14 protein-coding genes and 1 tRNA gene are annotated in these 19,159 nt (G+C 45.6%); 9 read left to right on the forward strand and 6 right to left on the reverse strand.

Going from position 1 to position 19,159, the window contains the following annotated elements:
* Nucleotides 1–3 precede the first annotated feature (3 nt).
* The 6 genes from E8M12_RS01760 (at nt 4) to E8M12_RS01785 (ending at nt 6,139) form a co-directional block, all read left to right on the forward strand.
* The gene (locus E8M12_RS01760) at nt 4–588 is read left to right on the forward strand and encodes a glutathione peroxidase (RefSeq protein ID WP_136734346.1); all 585 of its coding nucleotides are present in this window, start codon (nt 4–6) and stop codon (nt 586–588) included.
* Nucleotides 589–620: 32 nt separating this feature from the next.
* Nucleotides 621–1,637, forward strand: coding sequence for a ferrochelatase (gene hemH, locus E8M12_RS01765; protein ID WP_136734347.1), 1,017 nt, complete (start codon nt 621–623; stop codon nt 1,635–1,637).
* A gap of 770 nt (nt 1,638–2,407) precedes the next feature.
* On the forward strand, nt 2,408–3,964 hold the full coding sequence (locus tag E8M12_RS01770) for a SulP family inorganic anion transporter (protein WP_136734348.1): 1,557 nt from the start codon (nt 2,408–2,410) through the stop codon (nt 3,962–3,964).
* 276 nt (nt 3,965–4,240) lie between these two features.
* A complete protein-coding gene (locus E8M12_RS01775) occupies nt 4,241–4,558 on the forward strand; it encodes a DUF1289 domain-containing protein (protein WP_136734349.1) in 318 nt (105 codons plus the stop codon).
* Between the two features lie 141 nt (nt 4,559–4,699).
* Nucleotides 4,700–4,775, forward strand: a tRNA-Phe gene (locus E8M12_RS01780).
* Between the two features lie 389 nt (nt 4,776–5,164).
* Nucleotides 5,165–6,139 (forward strand): transposase, encoded by a 975-nt coding sequence (locus E8M12_RS01785; RefSeq protein ID WP_136734378.1) that lies wholly within the window; start codon nt 5,165–5,167, stop codon nt 6,137–6,139.
* Nucleotides 6,140–6,397: 258 nt separating this feature from the next.
* On the opposite strand, the gene E8M12_RS01790 is transcribed toward E8M12_RS01785, so the two are convergent.
* The 4 genes from E8M12_RS01790 to imuA are packed head-to-tail and all read right to left on the reverse strand — an operon-like array spanning nt 6,398 to nt 11,999.
* Nucleotides 6,398–6,790, reverse strand: a complete 393-nt coding sequence (locus tag E8M12_RS01790) for a hypothetical protein (protein WP_136734350.1) — start codon at nt 6,788–6,790, stop codon at nt 6,398–6,400.
* Nucleotides 6,791–6,811: 21 nt separating this feature from the next.
* Nucleotides 6,812–9,880, reverse strand: a complete 3,069-nt coding sequence (locus E8M12_RS01795; protein ID WP_136734351.1) for an error-prone DNA polymerase — start codon at nt 9,878–9,880, stop codon at nt 6,812–6,814.
* A gap of 27 nt (nt 9,881–9,907) precedes the next feature.
* The gene (locus E8M12_RS01800) at nt 9,908–11,317 is read right to left on the reverse strand and encodes a Y-family DNA polymerase (protein WP_136734352.1); all 1,410 of its coding nucleotides are present in this window, start codon (nt 11,315–11,317) and stop codon (nt 9,908–9,910) included.
* 4 nt (nt 11,318–11,321) lie between these two features.
* Nucleotides 11,322–11,999 (reverse strand): translesion DNA synthesis-associated protein ImuA, encoded by a 678-nt coding sequence (gene imuA, locus E8M12_RS01805; protein ID WP_169303007.1) that lies wholly within the window; start codon nt 11,997–11,999, stop codon nt 11,322–11,324.
* A gap of 257 nt (nt 12,000–12,256) precedes the next feature.
* On the opposite strand from imuA, the gene E8M12_RS01810 reads away from it, so the two are divergent.
* Entirely contained in the window at nt 12,257–12,997 is a 741-nt protein-coding gene (locus E8M12_RS01810) for an SOS response-associated peptidase (protein WP_136734354.1), read from the forward strand.
* A gap of 63 nt (nt 12,998–13,060) precedes the next feature.
* Nucleotides 13,061–13,921: a DUF2189 domain-containing protein gene (locus tag E8M12_RS01815; protein ID WP_136734355.1), complete on the forward strand. Its 861-nt coding sequence runs from the start codon at nt 13,061–13,063 to the stop codon at nt 13,919–13,921.
* A 66-nt stretch (nt 13,922–13,987) separates the two neighbouring features.
* Here the strand turns inward: E8M12_RS01815 and E8M12_RS01820 are convergent, their stop codons facing one another.
* Both E8M12_RS01820 and E8M12_RS01825 read right to left on the reverse strand, forming a co-directional pair.
* On the reverse strand, nt 13,988–14,206 hold the full coding sequence (locus tag E8M12_RS01820; protein WP_136734356.1) for an EF-hand domain-containing protein: 219 nt from the start codon (nt 14,204–14,206) through the stop codon (nt 13,988–13,990).
* A 136-nt stretch (nt 14,207–14,342) separates the two neighbouring features.
* Nucleotides 14,343–16,451: a cation:dicarboxylate symporter family transporter gene (locus tag E8M12_RS01825; RefSeq protein ID WP_136734357.1), complete on the reverse strand. Its 2,109-nt coding sequence runs from the start codon at nt 16,449–16,451 to the stop codon at nt 14,343–14,345.
* A gap of 396 nt (nt 16,452–16,847) precedes the next feature.
* Between E8M12_RS01825 and E8M12_RS01830 the strand changes: the two genes are divergently transcribed.
* A complete protein-coding gene (locus E8M12_RS01830) occupies nt 16,848–19,115 on the forward strand; it encodes a diguanylate cyclase (RefSeq protein WP_136734358.1) in 2,268 nt (755 codons plus the stop codon).
* Nucleotides 19,116–19,159: the final 44 nt, after the last annotated feature.

Raw genomic sequence — 19,159 nt, forward strand, 5'->3', positions numbered from 1 at the left:
ATTATGTTGAAATATGGATTATTTTTGGCGTTAACGTCACTGGCCATGACCGTACCTTCTGTCAGTGCACGCGCGAACGATGCAACCACCGCTGCGGTGGCAGATAAGGACAGTGTATGTCCGGCAATTTTGCAACATAAAGTCCGTAAGCTGCATTCCAGTGAGGAAATAGATTTATGTGAGGCATATCAGGGTAAGACGTTACTGATTGTGAATACGGCCAGTAACTGTGGATTCACACCGCAGTTTAAAGCGTTGGAAGCCTTGTATCAGGACTACAAGGATCAGGGACTGGTAATACTTGGTTTTCCATCGGACAATTTTTTTCAGGAAGAAGACGATGAAAAAGACACCGCCAAAGTTTGTTTTGTCAATTATGGGGTAACCTTCCCGATGTTTGCGACAACCGAAGTGCGTGGTGATGATGCCCATCCGATATTCCAGGAGCTGGAACAGAAAACGGCCGCGCCCTACTGGAATTTTTATAAATACCTGGTAAGCAGTGATGGCCAGAGCGTACAACGATTTTCATCAAAGGTTGAGCCTCAGTCGGACGAACTACTGACAGCCATTAAAAAACAACTTTAACACCGGGTAGAACAGGAAAATAAGAGCAAGTTATGTCGCGTTTTGTTTCAGCGGGAAAAAAGCTGCACAATGTTCAGATTGAAACAGGTGTGCTGTTAACTAATCTGGGCACGCCCGATGCTCCCACTAAACCAGCTTTAAGAGCTTATCTTAGAGAGTTTCTGTCCGATCCCCGGGTGGTCGAGATCCCACGCCTGGTTTGGATGTTGATCCTACACGGAATCATCCTGCGAGTCCGCCCGGCAAAATCGGCGAAATTGTACAAGAGTATATGGACTGAGCAGGGATCGCCGCTGTTGGTTCATTCCCTGGCGCAAAAAGAGAAAGTTGCGGCCACGATAAAGCAGCAGTTTGGTGAAAATGTCGCCGTCGATATTGCCATGCGATATGGAAACCCCGGCATAGTTGCTGCGCTTAAAAACTTTCAGCAACTTGGGGTAAAACGTATTATTGTGTTGCCCCTTTACCCGCAGTACGCGGGGCCAACCACGGGTTCAACATTTGATAAAGTTGTTAGCGAAGTCAAACAGTGGCGCTATGTACCTTCGCTGCATTTTCTCAGCTCGTATCATGATAATCCGGATTATATAGATGCATTAGCGAACAGTATCGGCGAGAATTTTGCTGAGCAGGGCACCCCGGACAAGTTAGTCATGTCATTTCATGGTATGCCCAGGCTGTTTTTCGACCGCGGCGATCCGTATTATTGTTTTTGTCATAAGACTGCGCGCCTGGTTGCGGAAAAACTTGGCCTTGAAAAGCATCAGTATCAGATGACGTTCCAGTCTCGCTTTGGTAAAGCCGAATGGCTGAAGCCATATACCGATGATCTTCTGGCCGAATTACCCGGTCAGGGAATAAAGGATGTGGCGGTAATCAGTCCGGCCTTTAGTGTCGATTGCCTGGAAACCCTGGAAGAACTTGAGGTGGAAAGCCGAGAGGTTTTCAAGGCAGCTGGAGGTAGTAAATTTCGATACATTGCGGCGCTAAATGACCGGGACGATCACATCAAGGCCATCACCGGAATGTTGACCCCCTACCTGAAGTAGCTCAAAAATTAAAGTGCAAAAGGCCGAAGCTCAAGGTCGGCCTTAGTTAGGTCATAAGCAAATTCCAGCAGCCAGCGCCTGCTTGCATTGGCCGCAACTTAACTTTAGCTTGCCCGAAAATTCAAATAATACGCCCCGCATTAGCGTTTTTAATGAACCCAGATACACCAGCCTGGCATAAACGCTATATGTATTCGCGACTTCCGCGCTTATCCAGACATTCCATTGACGCTCACGAAACTAATGCAAGCCGCCAAGCATCTCGCTTGTACTTCATAGTTGTTAAGACACCCATCGTAATTTTGCTCAAGAAGGATTTATCAAGACACCCACCGTAGTTTTTCTGTAACCTTATTGGTTTATGTAAGGTTTTTCTAACTAAGACTCTTTTCAGTCCTGCGGTGGGCGCTAATTTATTTTTTGGTACTTATGTTAATGGCAAATTAACTTGCCATATGGCGGCGTTCAACAGCTAAAACAGTCAACAACTTCCTTGATTTATTGAGATTAATTGGCTGCTTGGATTGCAAAAAATCGCCACAACCGGTATATTTCGCCGCGGCTTTTCAACAGTGATTAATCTAAAATTGGTTGAATATTGAAAGCCCTCAAATTCGCAGAGTTATGCACTCTGCAACGATTAAGTACTATAAACGACTATAGTTATTGTCAAATTATCGTCTTAAAGTTCATTACCATTGGCGGCAATGGATGCAATTGAGACGCTATTTTTAATGCCTGAATCAGTCTCCAGGCAAAATGAGTTTGTTATGTTTGAATTACACGCGAGCAAAGTGACCAGCTTGAAGAATGACGTTTTGTCAGGTCTTACGGTTGCTTTGGCATTAGTACCAGAGGCGGTAGCCTTTGCATTCGTCGCTGGTGTAGAGCCTTTGGTTGGCCTATACGCAGCATTTATGGTGGGTTTGATAACCGCTGCGTTTGGTGGCCGTCCGGGAATGATCTCGGGGGCGACAGGCGCTATGGCCGTAGTAATGGTGTCTTTGGTTGCACTCCATGGCGTTCAATACCTTTTTGCTACGGTGGTGTTAACCGGTATTCTGCAAATTCTTGCCGGCGTATTTAAACTCGGTAAGTTTATTCGCCTGGTACCGCACCCCGTTATGTTGGGATTTGTTAATGGTCTGGCGATTGTTATATTCCTTGCTCAGCTCGGGCAATTTAAGGTTTTTGATGAAAATGGGCAGTTGCAGTGGATGAGTGGCGATGCTCTCTATACCATGTTGGGTCTGGTCGCATTAACTATGGCAATCATTCAGTTTCTGCCGAAATTAACCAGAGCTGTACCATCTTCGTTAGTTGCTATCGTCGTGGTAACCTTTATTGTGCTTGGTCTTGATTTGGATGCTCGCACGGTTGTTGATTACGTTCGCGATATGACAAATGATCCAAACGCAACTATTGCCGGGTCTCTGCCAAGTTTCGCTATCCCTGAAGTACCATTTAATTTAGAGACGCTGAAAATTATTTTTCCTTTCGCGCTGGTACTGGCTGCAATAGGTCTTATTGAATCATTGCTGACATTAACTTTAATAGATGAGCTAACCGAAACCCGTGGCCATGGTAATCGCGAATGTGTTGCTCAAGGGGCGGCTAATACGGTAAATGGTTTCTTTGGTGGCATGGGCGGTTGTGCCATGATTGGCCAGTCGATGATTAATGTTAATTCCGGTGGTCGTGGCCGCATGTCAGGTATCACGGCAGCAGTGGCCTTACTTGGTTTTATTCTTTTTGCTTCCGACCTGATTGAAATGATCCCACTAGCGGCATTAGTGGGCGTGATGTTCATTGTGGTAATCGGCACCTTCGAGTGGTCTTCGTTTCGTATTATGCGCAAGATTCCCAAAAGTGATGCCTTTGTGCTCGTTCTGGTATCTGGAGTGACCGTTATATCTGACTTGGCCGTTGCTGTGGTTGTTGGTGTTATAGTATCAGCGTTGGTATTTGCCTGGGAGCATGCCAAACATGTGATTGTAAACCGCTCTGTTGATGATAATGGCTGGACAGTATATGAGGTGAATGGCCCATTGTTTTTTGGTGCTACATCGTCATTTTTAGACCAGTTTGATATCAACAATGATTCGGATGATGTCATTGTTGAATTTAAAAACTCCAGGGTTGCCGATCACTCGGCTATTGAGGCGATTGATACACTAGCGGAACGTTACATGGCGAAAGGCAAAACCTTACACCTGCGTCATTTAAGCTCCGAGTGTAAGTTACTTCTGACCAAGGCCGAAGGTTTAGTTGAAGTGAATTATATCGAAGATCCGAATTATCATGTGGCTACCGATAAGCTAGGTTAACCTATCCCTTGATACTGAGCCCGCTAACTGCGGGCTTTTTTATTTGGTCGAGAGGAATACCATAGTTACACAGCAATTGATGTTGAATGCGCATCCCTAATTGTCACAGTAGACTCAGTGTTTGAAATGGCTGAATGCTGAATAGCAATTGATTGATTTTCGTCTCCGATAAAGTCCATACTCAATCAAACTGTGTTAACCGAGTTAAGTCTCGTTATCTCTGAAAATTCCATGTTATAGTTAAAAAGTCACTTATAACTCATTCAGCAATTTATTATGAAAGACTTACAGTTGGAATTTTTCGATATTCCAAGCCCTTGTAAAGGGGTTTGTAAGTCGGACGATCGCGGATATTGCCAAGGGTGTTTTCGTACACGCGATGAACGTTTTGGCTGGCTTAATTTTACGAATGCAGAGAAACAACGAGTAATAAAGCTTTGCCAGCAACGAGAAAAACGCCGCAATCAACCCAAGAAAGTTGTCGCAGAAGCGACATCCCGCCAACCAGAGCAAGCTTCATTGCTGGATACGCCAGCCAGCGACCTGTTGGACAGTAAGGTTTCGAGCAATGATTTCGATGATTTTGAACTTTAAATTTAGTTATATCCGATGAAATCTCGTTGAGTTGTGTATTTATTGGTCGGTTAGATGGAATTGAAGAAAAAGGGGTTGCTATGCCGGTAAACACCCTTTATTATACGGCCTCATTCAGCAACGCACAGTTGTTGGGTAGTTGCCCAGATAGCTCAGTCGGTAGAGCAGGGGATTGAAAATCCCCGTGTCGGTGGTTCGATTCCGCCTCTGGGCACCATATCTTTAAAAACCAGCCTTATGGCTGGTTTTTTGCTTTCTGGGCCCATCAGCGGAGCCGCCTCTCGGCAATTGCTCCTGCATTGCTCTACCTCTTACTTCCATGTAGTCGTGGGCACCATATCTATAAAAACCAGCTTAACGGCTGTTTTTTTGCTTTCTGAGACTTACCTAATTGCTTTTAAGTCCAATTGTGTCTGAGGATCACCCACTATCTAGACACCCACAAAAGTACTCTTCATTAAGGTTTACTCCCAAAAGAATGGCGTTATTAAGACACCCATAAATAATTGCTGTTTTTTATATCGCTAAGTTACTCAGGTTCGGCTGGCGCAATTTTCAGGTTTTACTAAGCTAAGGGAATTTCGAGAGATTCCATGGAGAGGAATGATGCCAACCCCGAGAAGCAAGCAAATTTGTTTAGAGGCAACCCCTTATTATCATTGCGTAAGTCGCTGTGTTCGTCGAGCATATTTGTGTGGTAAAGACAGCGAAGGTGTTAGATGTTACGAACATCGGCGAGGTTGGATTGAAGAGCGATTACTTTTTCTATCCCAGGTATTTTGTATTGATGTATGCGCGTATGCCGTGATGAGTAACCACTGTCACGTCGTGCTTCATGTTAATGAAGAGACCGCTAAGGCAATTTCTGATACCGAGGTAATAAAAAGTTGGCATAAACTTTGTCGAGGTACTTTCGTCACACAAGAATTTGAGCAGCATGGTCGCGTGCCGGATTATTTATTACCGACGTTTAAGAGTACCGTTGCCGTATATCGAAAACGGTTAATGGATATAAGCTGGTTTATGAGATTACTCAATGAGCCGATAGCGAGAATGGCGAATGCTGAGGATCAATGCACCGGGAGGTTTTGGGAAGGACGGTTTACCAGTCAGCCTCTTTTGGATGAAGCTGCGCTGATTGCCTGTATGGCTTATGTCGATTTGAACCCTATTAGAGCCGGTATAGCCGAAAAACCTGAATCCTCACCCTATACGAGCATTAAGAAACGCATAGGAGATCTGATTCAAGGAAAACAAACGGATGGCTTAATGCCCTTTGCAGGAGAATCGAAAATTAACGATTCCAAAGGTTTAACCTTTAACTTGTTCGAGTATGTAGAACTGGTTGATTTAACCGGCAGGGCAATAAGGGACAATGCCTCCGGATACATAGAAAACCGTTTGCCAGGAATTCTGGAAAGGATAAAAATTTCTTCGTCCAACTGGCTGATTTTAACTTCGAAGTTCGAACATCATTTCAAAGGCGGCGTAGGAAAATGTACATCATTGGATCTTTTTTGCTTATATCAAAAAAGAAAACGCCGTCCTAACGTACTAAACTGCAAAACTTTATTTAAATAAACAACCTTCATCAATCATTTACTTTTAAAGCTTATTTTCAGGCTTAATGGCTTCCCACGTACTGTTTAGTAAATTCTTCAAAACCTTTATTCTAGCGCCGCATTTGCATGGTACTTAAGTCGATTTCAATCGAAATTACTTGATTCATCAGTGGGTGTCTTGTTTCTTTCTTGGTTTGTGTAGGGTAAGTCGAGTGATTTATTGAGAGTTGAGGTGGGTGTCTTATTTGTATTTTATTTGTATTTTTTAAGGGTGAAATTAGTAGATGTTTTCGAGGCTGCTTAGGATACCTGTGGCGTTGTCCATCAAGGCTTTTTGGCGTTCTTTTTCGGTAAGGATATTTACGAATGGTGTTTTGCGGCGCATGCGGTGCATTTTAGGGGAGTCTTCGAGCATGGCGTTGCGAAAGTCATCTGGGTAGTCGATGATATCTAAGATGCTGTCCCAGGTGATATATTCACCATAACGAATTCGGCCCTGCTCCTGTCGTTTTAGGATCGTTTGTCTCACTTGCGCAACCAGTTCTGGCTGGCGCAACATTTTTTCGGCAATGGCTCGATGTATCGCCAGCACCTGGCGATCAATATATTCATCTTTTATACCGTTTTTTTTGATCTGGTATGGTCGATTTTTCCGTTTGGACTGTCGCATAGTTGATACGTCTCGTTGATGCTAATGAAAATCCCGGGACTGGTTATTCAGTTGTTCCAGTTGGTCGCTGCGGTCAGTTAATTTGCCGGCAACAACATGGATCACTTCACCCTCTCGTTCCAGTATACCTTTTACTTCTAAGATTCGTGATGACAGAAAAGCCTGCTTTTGCGCTCTGGCGGTGCCTGCCCAGACAATAACATTAATATTCCCGGTGTCATCTTCTAAGGTCACAAAGGTGACACCGGACGCTGTTCCTGGCGATTGTCGGCCGGTTACAATACCGACGACGGTTACCAGGGATTTATGAGGTTTACTCATTAATTGATTCATACGGATGAAACCCGATAAATGACCAGCCTGTTCCAATAAGCGGATTGGGTGTGTATTAAGGGTTAATCCGGTTGCCGCATAATCTTCATTCAGGGTTTCGATATCCGAGGGCGAAAAGAGGTGCGGTTCATTAATGCTATGATGCTTAAATAACGGCAGGTCGCTTTCTTTATTCATCAGTGCCCAACGGCTTTGGTAGCGATTGCCGGTAATGACGTGCAGGGCATTGGCACTTGCCAGTTTTTGTAAGTCCCCGGCGTTAATCGCCAGTTGTTGTAACTGACTTAAATGCTGATAACCATGCTCAGGTCGGTTGTCCAAAATACTATCACAGGCATTGACAGATAAGCCTTTAACGATGCGCATCCCCAAACGAATGGCGTAATCATCATCGTGACGGACAACGCTATGATCATAGTCTGAATGATTCACACAGACCGGTAACACCTGAATATTGTGACGTCTGGCATCCTGAATCAGTTGTGAGGCACTGTAAAACCCCATTGGCAAGCTATTGAGTATGCTGGTATAAAACATCGCCGGATAATAATACTTTAACCAGGCAGAGACATAGGCCAGCACTGCAAAGGATGCAGAGTGGCTCTCCGGAAAGCCGTATTCACCGAAGCCGCAGATTTGTTCGAATAATCGTTCGGCAAATTCGGTTGGATAACCTCGCTGCTGCATGCCGGTAATTAACTTATCTTTAAACCTGGCTAACTGGCCATTCTTTTTCCAGCTCGCCATCGCCCGCCGCAGTTGATCGGCTTCACCGCCGCTAAAACCGGCGGCTACCATGGCCAGTTTAATCACTTGCTCCTGGAATATAGGCACACCTAAGGTGCGTTCAAGCACTGCTTTGACTTCATCTGACGGATAGTCAATTTTCTCTATCCCGTTTCTGCGTTTAAGGAATGGATGCACCATATCCCCCTGGATTGGTCCCGGGCGAACAATGGCTATCTGGATCACCAAATCGTAATAACAGGCCGGTTTTAAACGGGGCAACATGCTCATTTGCGCCCGCGATTCGATTTGAAAGACACCGACGGTGTCGGCTTTTTGAATCATCGAGTAAACGTTTTGATCATCCTGCATACGGGTGATATCGGCAATCGATAGCGTTCGTTGTTGCAGAGTTTCAACCAAGGTGAAACATTTACGAATGGCGCTAAGCATGCCAAGCGCCAACACATCGACTTTTAACAACCCGAGAGATTCCAGATCGTCTTTGTCCCATTGGATCACGGTACGATCTTCCATCGCGGCATTCTCGACTGGCACCAATTCATATAAAGGTCCGGCCGAGATCACAAATCCACCGACATGTTGCGACAAGTGCCTTGGAAAGCCCATGAGTTCGCTAACCAGATGAATAAAGTGTCGACCCTGATCTGAGTCGGGCTGCAATCCTAATTCAATAATCTGTCCTTGCCAGCTCAGGCTTTTATCGCGCCGGTTGATGTTTTTAATAAAAAACTCCAGTTGTGGCAGGGCAATTCCCAGAGCTTTACCGACTTCGCGAATGGCACTTTTTAAGCGATACGTGGTAACGGTCGCGGCAATGGCGGTACGCTTGCGACCATATTTTTGATAAATATATTGGATTACTTCTTCACGACGCTGATGCTCAAAATCAACATCAATATCCGGAGGCTCATTACGCTCTTTAGAAATAAAGCGTTCGAACAAGACGGATATTTGCCTGGGATCGACGGAAGTAATCTCCAGGCAGTAGCAGACGATTGAGTTGGCGGCCGAGCCCCGGCCCTGATAGAGAATCTGTTGTTGTTGAGCAAACCGTACGATGTCATGAATGGTAATGAAATAGAATGGGTAGTTAAGCTCCTCGATAAGCGTCAGCTCTTTGTCGATAACCTGCTGAATGGGTTGTGGAACGCCTTCTGGAAAACGCCGGTTACTGCCGTCTTTAACAAGTTGACGCAAATAGTCCATTGCCGATAAGCCCTGAGGTACCAGCTCAGCTGGATATTCGTAGCGAAGCTCTTGTAGATTGAAGGTGCATTGCTCACTAATACGCAGGGTTTCCTGTAGCCAGGCAAGGGGAAATAAACGCTTGAGCTTTTCCAGGCTGCGTAAGGCTCGTTCAGCATTCGGTAGCAAGTCTTTACCGAGTTGCTGAATTGGTGTGCCGTTGCGTATCGAGGTTAGCGTATGTTGCACTGCCAGGCGATTGGCGTTGTGCATTAACACGCCACCACAAACGGTAACCGGTAGTTCTAATTGTTGAGAAAGTTGTTGGCAATGGGACCTGAATTTTTCATCGTCGCTGCTTAAATGACGTTGATAACCGAGCCATAAGCGTCGACTGTGGTACTTAGCAAGCCACTTTCCGCAACTGAGATCCGATGTTTCTCCCGTTGGCAGCCAAATCACCAGGCAGTGTTTAACAGACATAAGATCCCATTCGGCTAACTGGTATTCACCTTTATTACTGCGCCGTCTGGCATTAGAAATAACCCGGCATAATTCTGCATAGGCCTGGCGGTTTGGGCATAGTAAAATAACCTGAAGTTGTTGGTCTAAACGGAACATGCTGCCAATGAGCAGTCGCACCCCTAGTTGATGCTCTCTAATCGCGGTATGGGCGCGAACTACACCCGCCAGGGAACATTCATCGGTGATTGCCAGCGCCTGGTAGCCTAAAAACTCCGCCTGGTGAATTAATTCTTCCGGGTGGGAAGCCCCTTGTAGAAACGAAAAATTGCTCTGGCAGAATAATTCGGCGTAACTCATCTCCACTCTCCGGGTATCAGGTATTGTTCAGCTGAACAGGCCATGCACAAACCATTGCTGAGCTGGTGTACGATATACCCATAACCATTGACCATTAGGAGTTCTGGCAATAAAGTAATCGCGGATCACGGGGTGTTTATCCCACCAACCGGCAACAATCCGTTCGGGACCGTGTTGAATGTTTATTTTCTCTGTTACCGGTAATGGCCTTGGTAAAATAAAGCTTGGGCGTAATGACGAGTGACCGCTTACCAGGCTTTTCTTTTGCGATGGCTTTTGTAACGGCGGACAGCAGGCGTTGGCCAATTCTGGACGATGATCATTAACCAGCTCAATACCATGTACCTTGTTTTTGCCGAGTTTGGCCTGCAGACGTGATACCAGCTCATTAGCAGAAATAGCGCCACAATGCTTGCTGAACATATCCATCATCGAAAAATCATTAGCGCGGATTTGTTTGGCTTCGACGCTAATGGCAACTACCGGGGCACTGACCTTGATAGATTCCAACGTTAACTGACTTAATTCCAGCCATTGTTTTGCCCGGTAGGCTCCCTCAGCGCTATGCACCTGAAAGTGCACACTGTCGGCGTCGCGAAGGTGTAATTCAATATTGAGCTGACCCGAACGCTTGTCGCGAAACTGTAAAAACTGTTCAAGCAGGCGGAAAACGTTAAGCAAAGGTTTTTGCAAATACTCCAGGTTAGAGATTTCAAACATGAGTTCCAGATAGTGTTTAAACTGCTCCGGGGGATGATAAAAATCTACCGGATGTTTAAGTTGCCCCTGCAGGCGCCCAATATAGGTGACCAGCTCAATATCAAAGCGCCTGGCAATATCACTGAGTGGCAAACGTAATAGTTCACCGATGGACTGCACTCCAACGCGGTTAAGGTGATTAATGACTTTGCGGGATAACTCGCTTACCTGTAATGGCAAAGGGTTTAACAGGCGGTGCAACTGGTGTTGGTCATCGGTTAGCTGGTTCGTTCCGCTGACAGCCAGCAACCGCGCTGCATAGGGTGAATACCCCGATGAAAACTGATAAGTGAGTGCCAGCTTATCTAAATGCTGTTGTAATACCTGCCAATAGTTTTCCAGTCCCTGATAGAGGCTGAGCATATGACTGACTCGTAATAGCAGGCCATTGGGTGGCAACAAACTGATATCGGCGGTAACCAGGTATAGCCACTGAGCAATCTGGCTGAGCTTATTTTTTTCCTGTTTTTCATCGTATGCGATAACCTGAAGGTTATGACATAAAGCCGCCGCGGAGCCTAGCCCCATGCCTTTTTTTATACCGGCGTTTAAAGCATGTTGATTTAGCTGTAGTACATCGCTATTACGGCCATGAACAATGGCGACAGGCAATTGTTCATCGGCTTGATAAAGGCTGTCCAGTTGCAGGCAAGGGAAGTGTAGGTATAGCCACAACATTGGGTTAACTGACTTTTGAGGTCGGGAAGTACACCAGGTTATCGGGGATCTTCCCTAAGGTTAATGTTGGCCAGTGCTGACGCATATCAATATGAAACCGTTTTGACGGCCAGCCGCGTTTGCGTTTATTGATTTGGGCATCAATGCCTGAGGGACTGGCGCATAAGGAGATGCTCAAATCCAGGGGGAGCGATAAGGTTTCATAGCGCTTGTGCCTGAGCATAAACACCCGGCTGGCACCTTTTTCAGCAGCCAGTTGCAGGCGTTTCACCTGATGAATTTCAATGGCTTGATCTAACCAGAGTAATACCGAACCACAGGTACCGCTCTTCAAACACTCTTCAGCCGACCACAAGGCATCTTTTTCTTTATCGGGCGTGATAACGATAACGTCTTGTAAGTCTATTCCCTGAGCGGCCAGCATGACGGCACTAACATTTCCCGGAGGATTAATGAAGATCAGTAATCGTTCTGAGCCTGCGGTCAGAGTTGGCAATAATAGTCGTAGCTCACCGATACCGGTTTCGGTTAATATTTCGATAGCGCCAGCTTTTACCAAGCCACCGTTAAGGTGTTGATCAAGTTCAAAATAACCTGAAGATTCCAGGTCTGGCTCTGGTGTTTTTACGCCGCCATGCCACACTAAATGGCGATGTTGGAGATCTTTAATTAGCTTATTCATTAATACCAATACCATTAAATTTTTGCACAACTCAGAGTTAGGGCGGTAAATGGGCCTTAAGATAAACTCCCTATGGGTGTGTTTTAAAGGCGTTTATCCTGCGTTACTGATTTTGGCTGATTGTGATAATGGAGTGACCATTCTCTGCAATCAAAGCCTTGTCTAAAATCCTTTAAATTCTCACTGAGTGGGAAAACACTTAGTGGAATTGGTATAAACACCTGTATGTTTGTACAGTATATTCAATCTTTTTATTTATGCAAGGCAATGTCGCGATGTGTGGACGATTAAATATCAGTGATGATCCTTTTGTAATGGAACTGATCAACTGGCTGGGGGTGGATAGTCACAACCCAAACATGAGAGAAAATATTAACTGGGGGCGCTTTAAACGAGCAACAGATACCATCTCCATTGTTCGTCAGAGCGAAGGTCAGAGGGTCATCAGTGATGCAACCTGGTGGTTACTGCTGGACAAAACCGAAGATGGTTTTAAACCGTCGCGCTATACCAGCTTCAATACTCGTTACGATAAACTGGATGTACCGCGCAGTGCGGGCTATATTCCATTTCGCCAGAGCCGTTGTATTATTCCGGCCAAAGGGTTTGGCGAGACTGAATTCATCAATAAAAAACCGGTTCATTATTACGATATGGAAGCGGTCGATGGCGAAGCTATTGCCTTTGCCGGGTTGTATCGTCAATGGCTACATCCAGATACGGGAGAGTTACGCCTGTCATGTTCGGTGATCACCTTGCCGCCCCATGACAAACTGCGTCATATTCATTCCAAGGCGATGCCGTTAATACTACCGCAGAATGAAAGGCTGGTATCGGCCTGGTTGGATCCAGCCTACCAGCAGGTAGAAAACTTCCAGTTTCTGCTAAACCCCCATCTACCGCAGGATCTTATCGCTTATCCAATTGATAAACCCAGTTTACATAACACCATTGGTGCGGCTGAAACCATCGTTAAGGACCGCCAAAGAGCACAGTAAAGGCATATGGTCTAAACTTTACCGCAAAAGATTGCGTATAACAGAAAGTTTGTAGGAGGCTCTATGCCAGTTGACCATACTGCCGATACCAAAAAAGCGAAAGATGCAGATAAACAAGCTCAATCCGAGTTTAGCGATGCGCTCAAAGATCGTCCCGACGATTATTTTGTTCAACGCAAGTTTGCCAAAGCTATTGACTGCAATATCATCAGTCAGTCAGCACCGTTTCACTGGCTTGCGCTGGCGGCACAGGATTTTATTCGTGCGCCACTAATTTCCCTGGTCTACGGCCTTATCTTCAGCCTGATCCCGGCAGCATTAATTGTTCTGGTGTTAGCGACCGATACGCATCTGGTGATATTGCCGGCATCCGTTGCTTTTGCGCTGATAGGGCCAATCTTTGCGACCGGGCTTTATGATGTGGCCTGGGAGCTGGAAAAAGGCCATAAGCCAACGTTTCGGCATAGCCTGAAATCCATGTTCAGAAACCCGGTAGGCGAGTGGGGCTTTGCGATATTATTGATGGTGATGATGGTTGCCTGGATGCGCATTGCGGCATTAATTCATGCCCTTTATCCGACGACGTTAGATCCGACCCTGGAAGAAATGATAGGATTTTTAACCCTGGGATCGTTGGCCGGGGCTGCATTACTGGCGGTGGTATTTACGTTTTCGGTATTTACGCCACAAATTATGATGGAACGTCGGGTAGATATTATGACTGCGGTAGCAACGTCGTATCATGCGGTTCGAAGCAATATCGGTGCGATGATTGTCTGGGCGGCGTTAATTCTTTTTGCGGTGTTGATTGGTTTTGCCACCTCTGCGATAGGTTTTATTATTCTGATGCCGATTCTCAGTTACGCCAGTTGGCATGCGTATATTGCCACGATTAAAACCAATCGTCCGCGAAACTATGAATAAGGTAAAATAGGGTGGTAATAAACAAGGGGCGATGCAGCCCCTTGAATCTGTTGAGCGTCAGGCGATTTAAAGTGCCAGGTCTATGATCATTTCCGTCAGCTCTTCCTTGGAAATGCCGTTATCGTGGTTAGCGTCAAACTTTTTGAAGATGCTCTCACACATACGTAGCCCTTTGTCCTGCAGCAAGCAATGAATCAGCTCTACGAATTCACTACGGTTAATCAGGCCGTCCTTATTTACGTCAAAAATTTCGAATAATTCATCAACCCATTCTTTAATTTGCATTTCAATTTTCCATCATTAATTTAACTGATTTCACTGTACCCAGTTGTGAAGCAATTGTGAATCAGAAAATTGTAACCAGGAGTAAGGCCCTTGTGACTGTGATTATATCGCCTTAATGGTCAAAGAAGATTAACGATTAGCGAATAAAGCCGACGGGTTGCTTACCTTCGATCCAAAACGTAAACAGGGCATCAATGGTTTTAGAGTTCTTTTTCATCGCGATCCAGTTATTAAGAAATTGCTCAAATTGATAATCCTGTTGCTGCAACGGAAATGCCATACCAATTTCTGGCAACCTCGGTTCGGGAATGACGACGGTGTAATCTGGATACAGTAACGTCCAGGCAGAAGCCCCGGCGGCACCATATATCATCGCGTCGATATCAAGACTGTCGTCGATAAAAAACTGTCTCGGTGACGATAACTCATGGACAGTATTTTTCGGCATGTTCTTTTGCACGGTTTTTTCATAATAATGGGTTTCCGGCATACCTAGCACGATGCCACTATCTTCAATAATTCGGGTCCAGTTTGCATACTTGCTCCGCTCTTCGTCTTTGACCAACAGTGCCAGCGTTTCTTTGATATGTGGATTGCTTAAATTGTGATTAATCAAATTGCCGGGGGTCACTGGCAAAGATGCGACGATATCGAGATAGCCCTGATTCAAATAGGTTTCAATGTTATTGCGTTGAATACGTACAAACTCGATTTCAACCTCCAGTTCCTGAGCCAGGAGGTGTCCAATTTCAATATCTAAACCAACCAGTTCTCCATTTTTATTGTGAAACGCGTAGGGCAGGGCATCAGCGTAGTACCCCATGCGCAGCTTGCCCCGTACCGTGATCCGCTCGAGGGTATTTTCGATAGCATCAATATCCGGTGTGTCATCAGGTTGTGGTGTTTTCAGAACCTGGGATTTTGCTGCCGGTAATAGCAGGTCGCGGTCAATAAACTTTTCGTAACCCTGGTACTGGTGACTGATTGAGTTAAAAGTGAATGAAAGCCCGGCAAGAATTAACGACGTACATAGCGGTACGGCGATAATAAAGATGATAAATGGGCGCAGATAAAACCTGACTTTATGCATGATTACCATCGGGATTAACATCGCACAAACGGTGATAAACATCACCGATAACAATGCTGCCAGGCGACTTACCAGTAATTGTTCTGCGACCACGTATAACTCAAACATGGAGGCAGAGATGGCAAAACTGTCGAGAATATTGGGTACCGCGACCATTTGCGAGCCAAATAACTGTAATACGCCTACGACAACCAGTTCAGGGTAGTCATACAGGGCAATCTGTTCGCCATTGAACCAGGCTGCAAATAGAATGAACAGTAACACCAAAAGCTTACCTCCCATCGGCAGGCTGTATGAGATGGGCGCTATGATGGACGGCAGGCGAGTACTGGAATTGTGATGCTTGGCGTGAGCGATTAATTGCTTTTTGACGTCCTCGGCGATAACCGGGATCACCACAAAGATACTGCCGGTGGCAAAGCCGGTGATCAGCGCTGAACGACAGGCCAGAAATACCTGCGAAAACCTCAGGGGGGTAAAAATGGCGACGATCAACGGCAAAATAACAAAGGTTAGTAAAAACACCATCGACGCTGTAGTGACAAAATACACCAGCAAACCATCCATTTCTTCTCTGGCCAGGCTGGCACTGGCATCCCAGGCGATGGCAAGAACACCATAGGGAGCCAGTTTCATCACCGTATTGGTTACCTTGATTAGTGCCTGGCGAATATCTTTAAAAACGTAAAGGCTACGACGTTTGTCATGAATCGAGATAAAACCGATACCAATAAAGATGCTAAACACTACAACCGCTGGTACGGTGCCTGCTGCCAGTGAACGAAAAGGATTGGCAGGTAAAAAGTAATCGAGGACATTGTAGGTTTCTTTTTCGCGAATTATGCTGGCGGAATAAAATGCCGCAGAATTCCAGTCAGGAAAGGCGATTGGCGCCAGTAAAATAACCCCGACGACGACTAGCAACAGGATCAGAAAACAAACGGTGCCATATTTTACCAGGCGCTTTGCCTGTTGTCGGGTCATCGAGCCAATACCGAAGACCAGAGAGACCGCGATATAGGGTAGGGCCGTCATTTGTAGCAACATAACAAACCCCTGACCTATGTAATTAATCAGTTGATTGGTGTAGTCACTGGTAAAGCCAATCAACAGGCCGGCCATCATGGCGATAATTATTTTATTGGCTTGTGACATGGGGCTCTCGTATTATCCGCGCCTCGTTCCAACACATTCTTGTGATAAGGAGTTGATATCGAGGCCGGCGAATATTTGCGCAAAAATACATGGGTTGTCTGAGCATCCAGTTCTGGCGGCTGCGTCTTAATCCAACTTCTTTATCACGGGTGCGGCAATCATTACAGCAGTGCTCATCATCAAAATGCCAGCCTCTGGAAATTTGCGTCAGATTAAAATAAAGTAAACGGGATTAGAAAATTATAGATAACTGGCCACCGATTGCATTGTTGGCCTGAACTTGCGTTGGTTTTTCAATGTCAGCATGTGTAAAATGCAGGTTCGAGAATGATTAAGGAAATACACTGAGCTTCCCCCCAGGGCTCCAGACGTAAATGGTTGTCGCTACAATAAAAAATGAAAAAGCTTAGTGTAAAAATTAAAGAGCAGTATAAACCGTTACTGTTCGTTGGCCTGATTTCCTTATTTGGTTTCGCCCTCAATTATTATCCAATCCCTTTGTTTAATAACATCGAACTGGTGTTAGGGAATGTTGCCTTTGTTATCGTTGCCATGCGTTTTGGCATGCTGTACTCCCTGCTTTGCGCATTAATTGTCTGTATTTCCCTGACTGAATCTACGGGCCACCCCTTTGGATTCTGGCTATTTGGCCTGGAAGCGGTATTCATTGCCTGGCTGCGATCAAGAGGCTGGTATGTATTGTATGCAGATTTATTATTCTGGTTTGTACTGGGGATGCCGCTAACGGCGCTGCTGCTCTTTTATCAGATTGATATGCCAGAACAACTGTGGTTTCTGACCACCATAAAACAGGCTTTTAACGGTTTGGTGTATACCTGCCTGGCTGGCCTGGTGGTCTATTTTTTCCCGTCTCTGTTTGATATTAGCTATCAGCAGCAACCACGCACGGTGCGAACCTTGCAGAGTCAGTTGGTTTACGCATCGTCGTTGGTGATCAGCTTTTCAATTATCACCATTTCGATATTTGTCAGTCACAAAGTCATCAAGTCCCAGCACGATATCATTCAGCAGAATATCGACGAACGTAAGCATTATTTTGTTCACAGTACCGAAAACTACCTGAGAAGCTATCAGTCGGCGATCGAAAACCTGGCTATCATGCTTTCCAATAATCCCAGTTACTGGCATCAGGGCGATGATGCCCGGCAACGTCTGGCATTTATTGATAAGTTTCACCAGAAATACCCGGACTTTCTCGGCATTGCCGTGGTAAACGCCAACCAGCAGGTGATTTATACGAGCCCGGGGCAACTGCTGGAACAGGTAGCACAACAGGTTGGCGAAGTGCGTGTTACTCAGGAAGAGTTCTTTATCGGTGCCCAGCATACGCAGGGCAGTTACCTGTCTAAAGTCTTTATCTCCAATTATCTTGGCGGCAAGCCCATTATCACTATCAGCCAAGGGGTAATGCTTGATGATGCAGCCGAGCATCCGTACAAACCAGTATTGGCTGGAGCATTGGATAGTCGCCGGTTTTCCCAATTGGTGTCGGCGCAGTTATCGGACAAAATGTCGTACATTATTACTGATCAGATTGGCAACGTGGTGTTTGCCTCCGAACAGTTAAATATTGCCCCGTTAAAGCCGATTCAATTCGCCGCAGAAGCCGAGTATGCATTTGGTAAAACTCAGCTGGTCCGCTTTAAGGTGCCGGGGGGGGAATCGCCAGAGTATTTCCTCTCGAAAGCCAAATTGAAAAATGGCTGGCAGGCCTATGTACTGGTTGATTCAAGCTCGGTCGTAAAGAAGATTGAGCAAGAATACATTTTGGTGTTTGCATTGCTGATCCTGGCGTTTTTAATTGCCGTTTCCCTGGCTCAGCGGATTGGTTTTGAACTGACTCAGCCGATGGTGTTTATCCTCAAGCAACTGCAAAAATTTGACCGTAATAATAAACTGGAATTTGCGCCATTATTCAGAGGTGCACCACAGGAAGTCATATTGCTTTATGATGAATTGCAGCGCAATAAAACTGAAATTCATGAATATCAGACTGAGTTGGAAAATAAGGTAGCGGAGCGCACAGACGAGTTAGAGAGAGCGAATGAAAAGCTTACTCAATTGGCTCAGAAGGACGGCTTGACCGGCGTCTTTAACCGTCGCTATTTTGATGAACATTTTGGTCTGCATCGCAAACATACTTACCGTAATCGCGGCAACATGGCCGTCATGATTATCGACCTTGATCACTTTAAAGAGGTGAATGACCAGCATGGCCATTTGGCTGGGGATGAGTGCCTGCGTGTCGTCTCGGAGATAATGAGCGAAGAGTTCAGCCGGGAAACGGATTTGATTGCCCGTTTTGGTGGCGAAGAGTTTGTACTAATGGTCACCCAAATCAGTGAGCAGAATCTATCTTATAAATTAGAGCGCTTGCGACGCACCATCGCCGCCACGGTGATTTACGACGAACGCAATCAACCGTTCCATGTCACTGCCAGTATTGGTGCTATCCTGGCTCCGGCTACCTATAGCGACCAGACTCAGGACTGGATTCAACTGGCCGATAAAAAACTGTATCAGGCTAAGCGCGAAGGTCGTAATCAGGTTTGCATAGAAATTTGTCAGTCGCGCGAAAATGACAGTAAAGATAAGAGTGAAGACGAGAGCGCGGAAACCGTAACGCTCGAGCAAACAAGTTAAGTAGCCATACTGATTTCAGATCGCCAGTAGACAAAGCTGGAAGG

This window comes from Thalassotalea mangrovi (genome assembly GCF_005116735.1).
GTDB lineage: Bacteria > Pseudomonadota > Gammaproteobacteria > Enterobacterales > Alteromonadaceae > Thalassotalea_A > Thalassotalea_A mangrovi.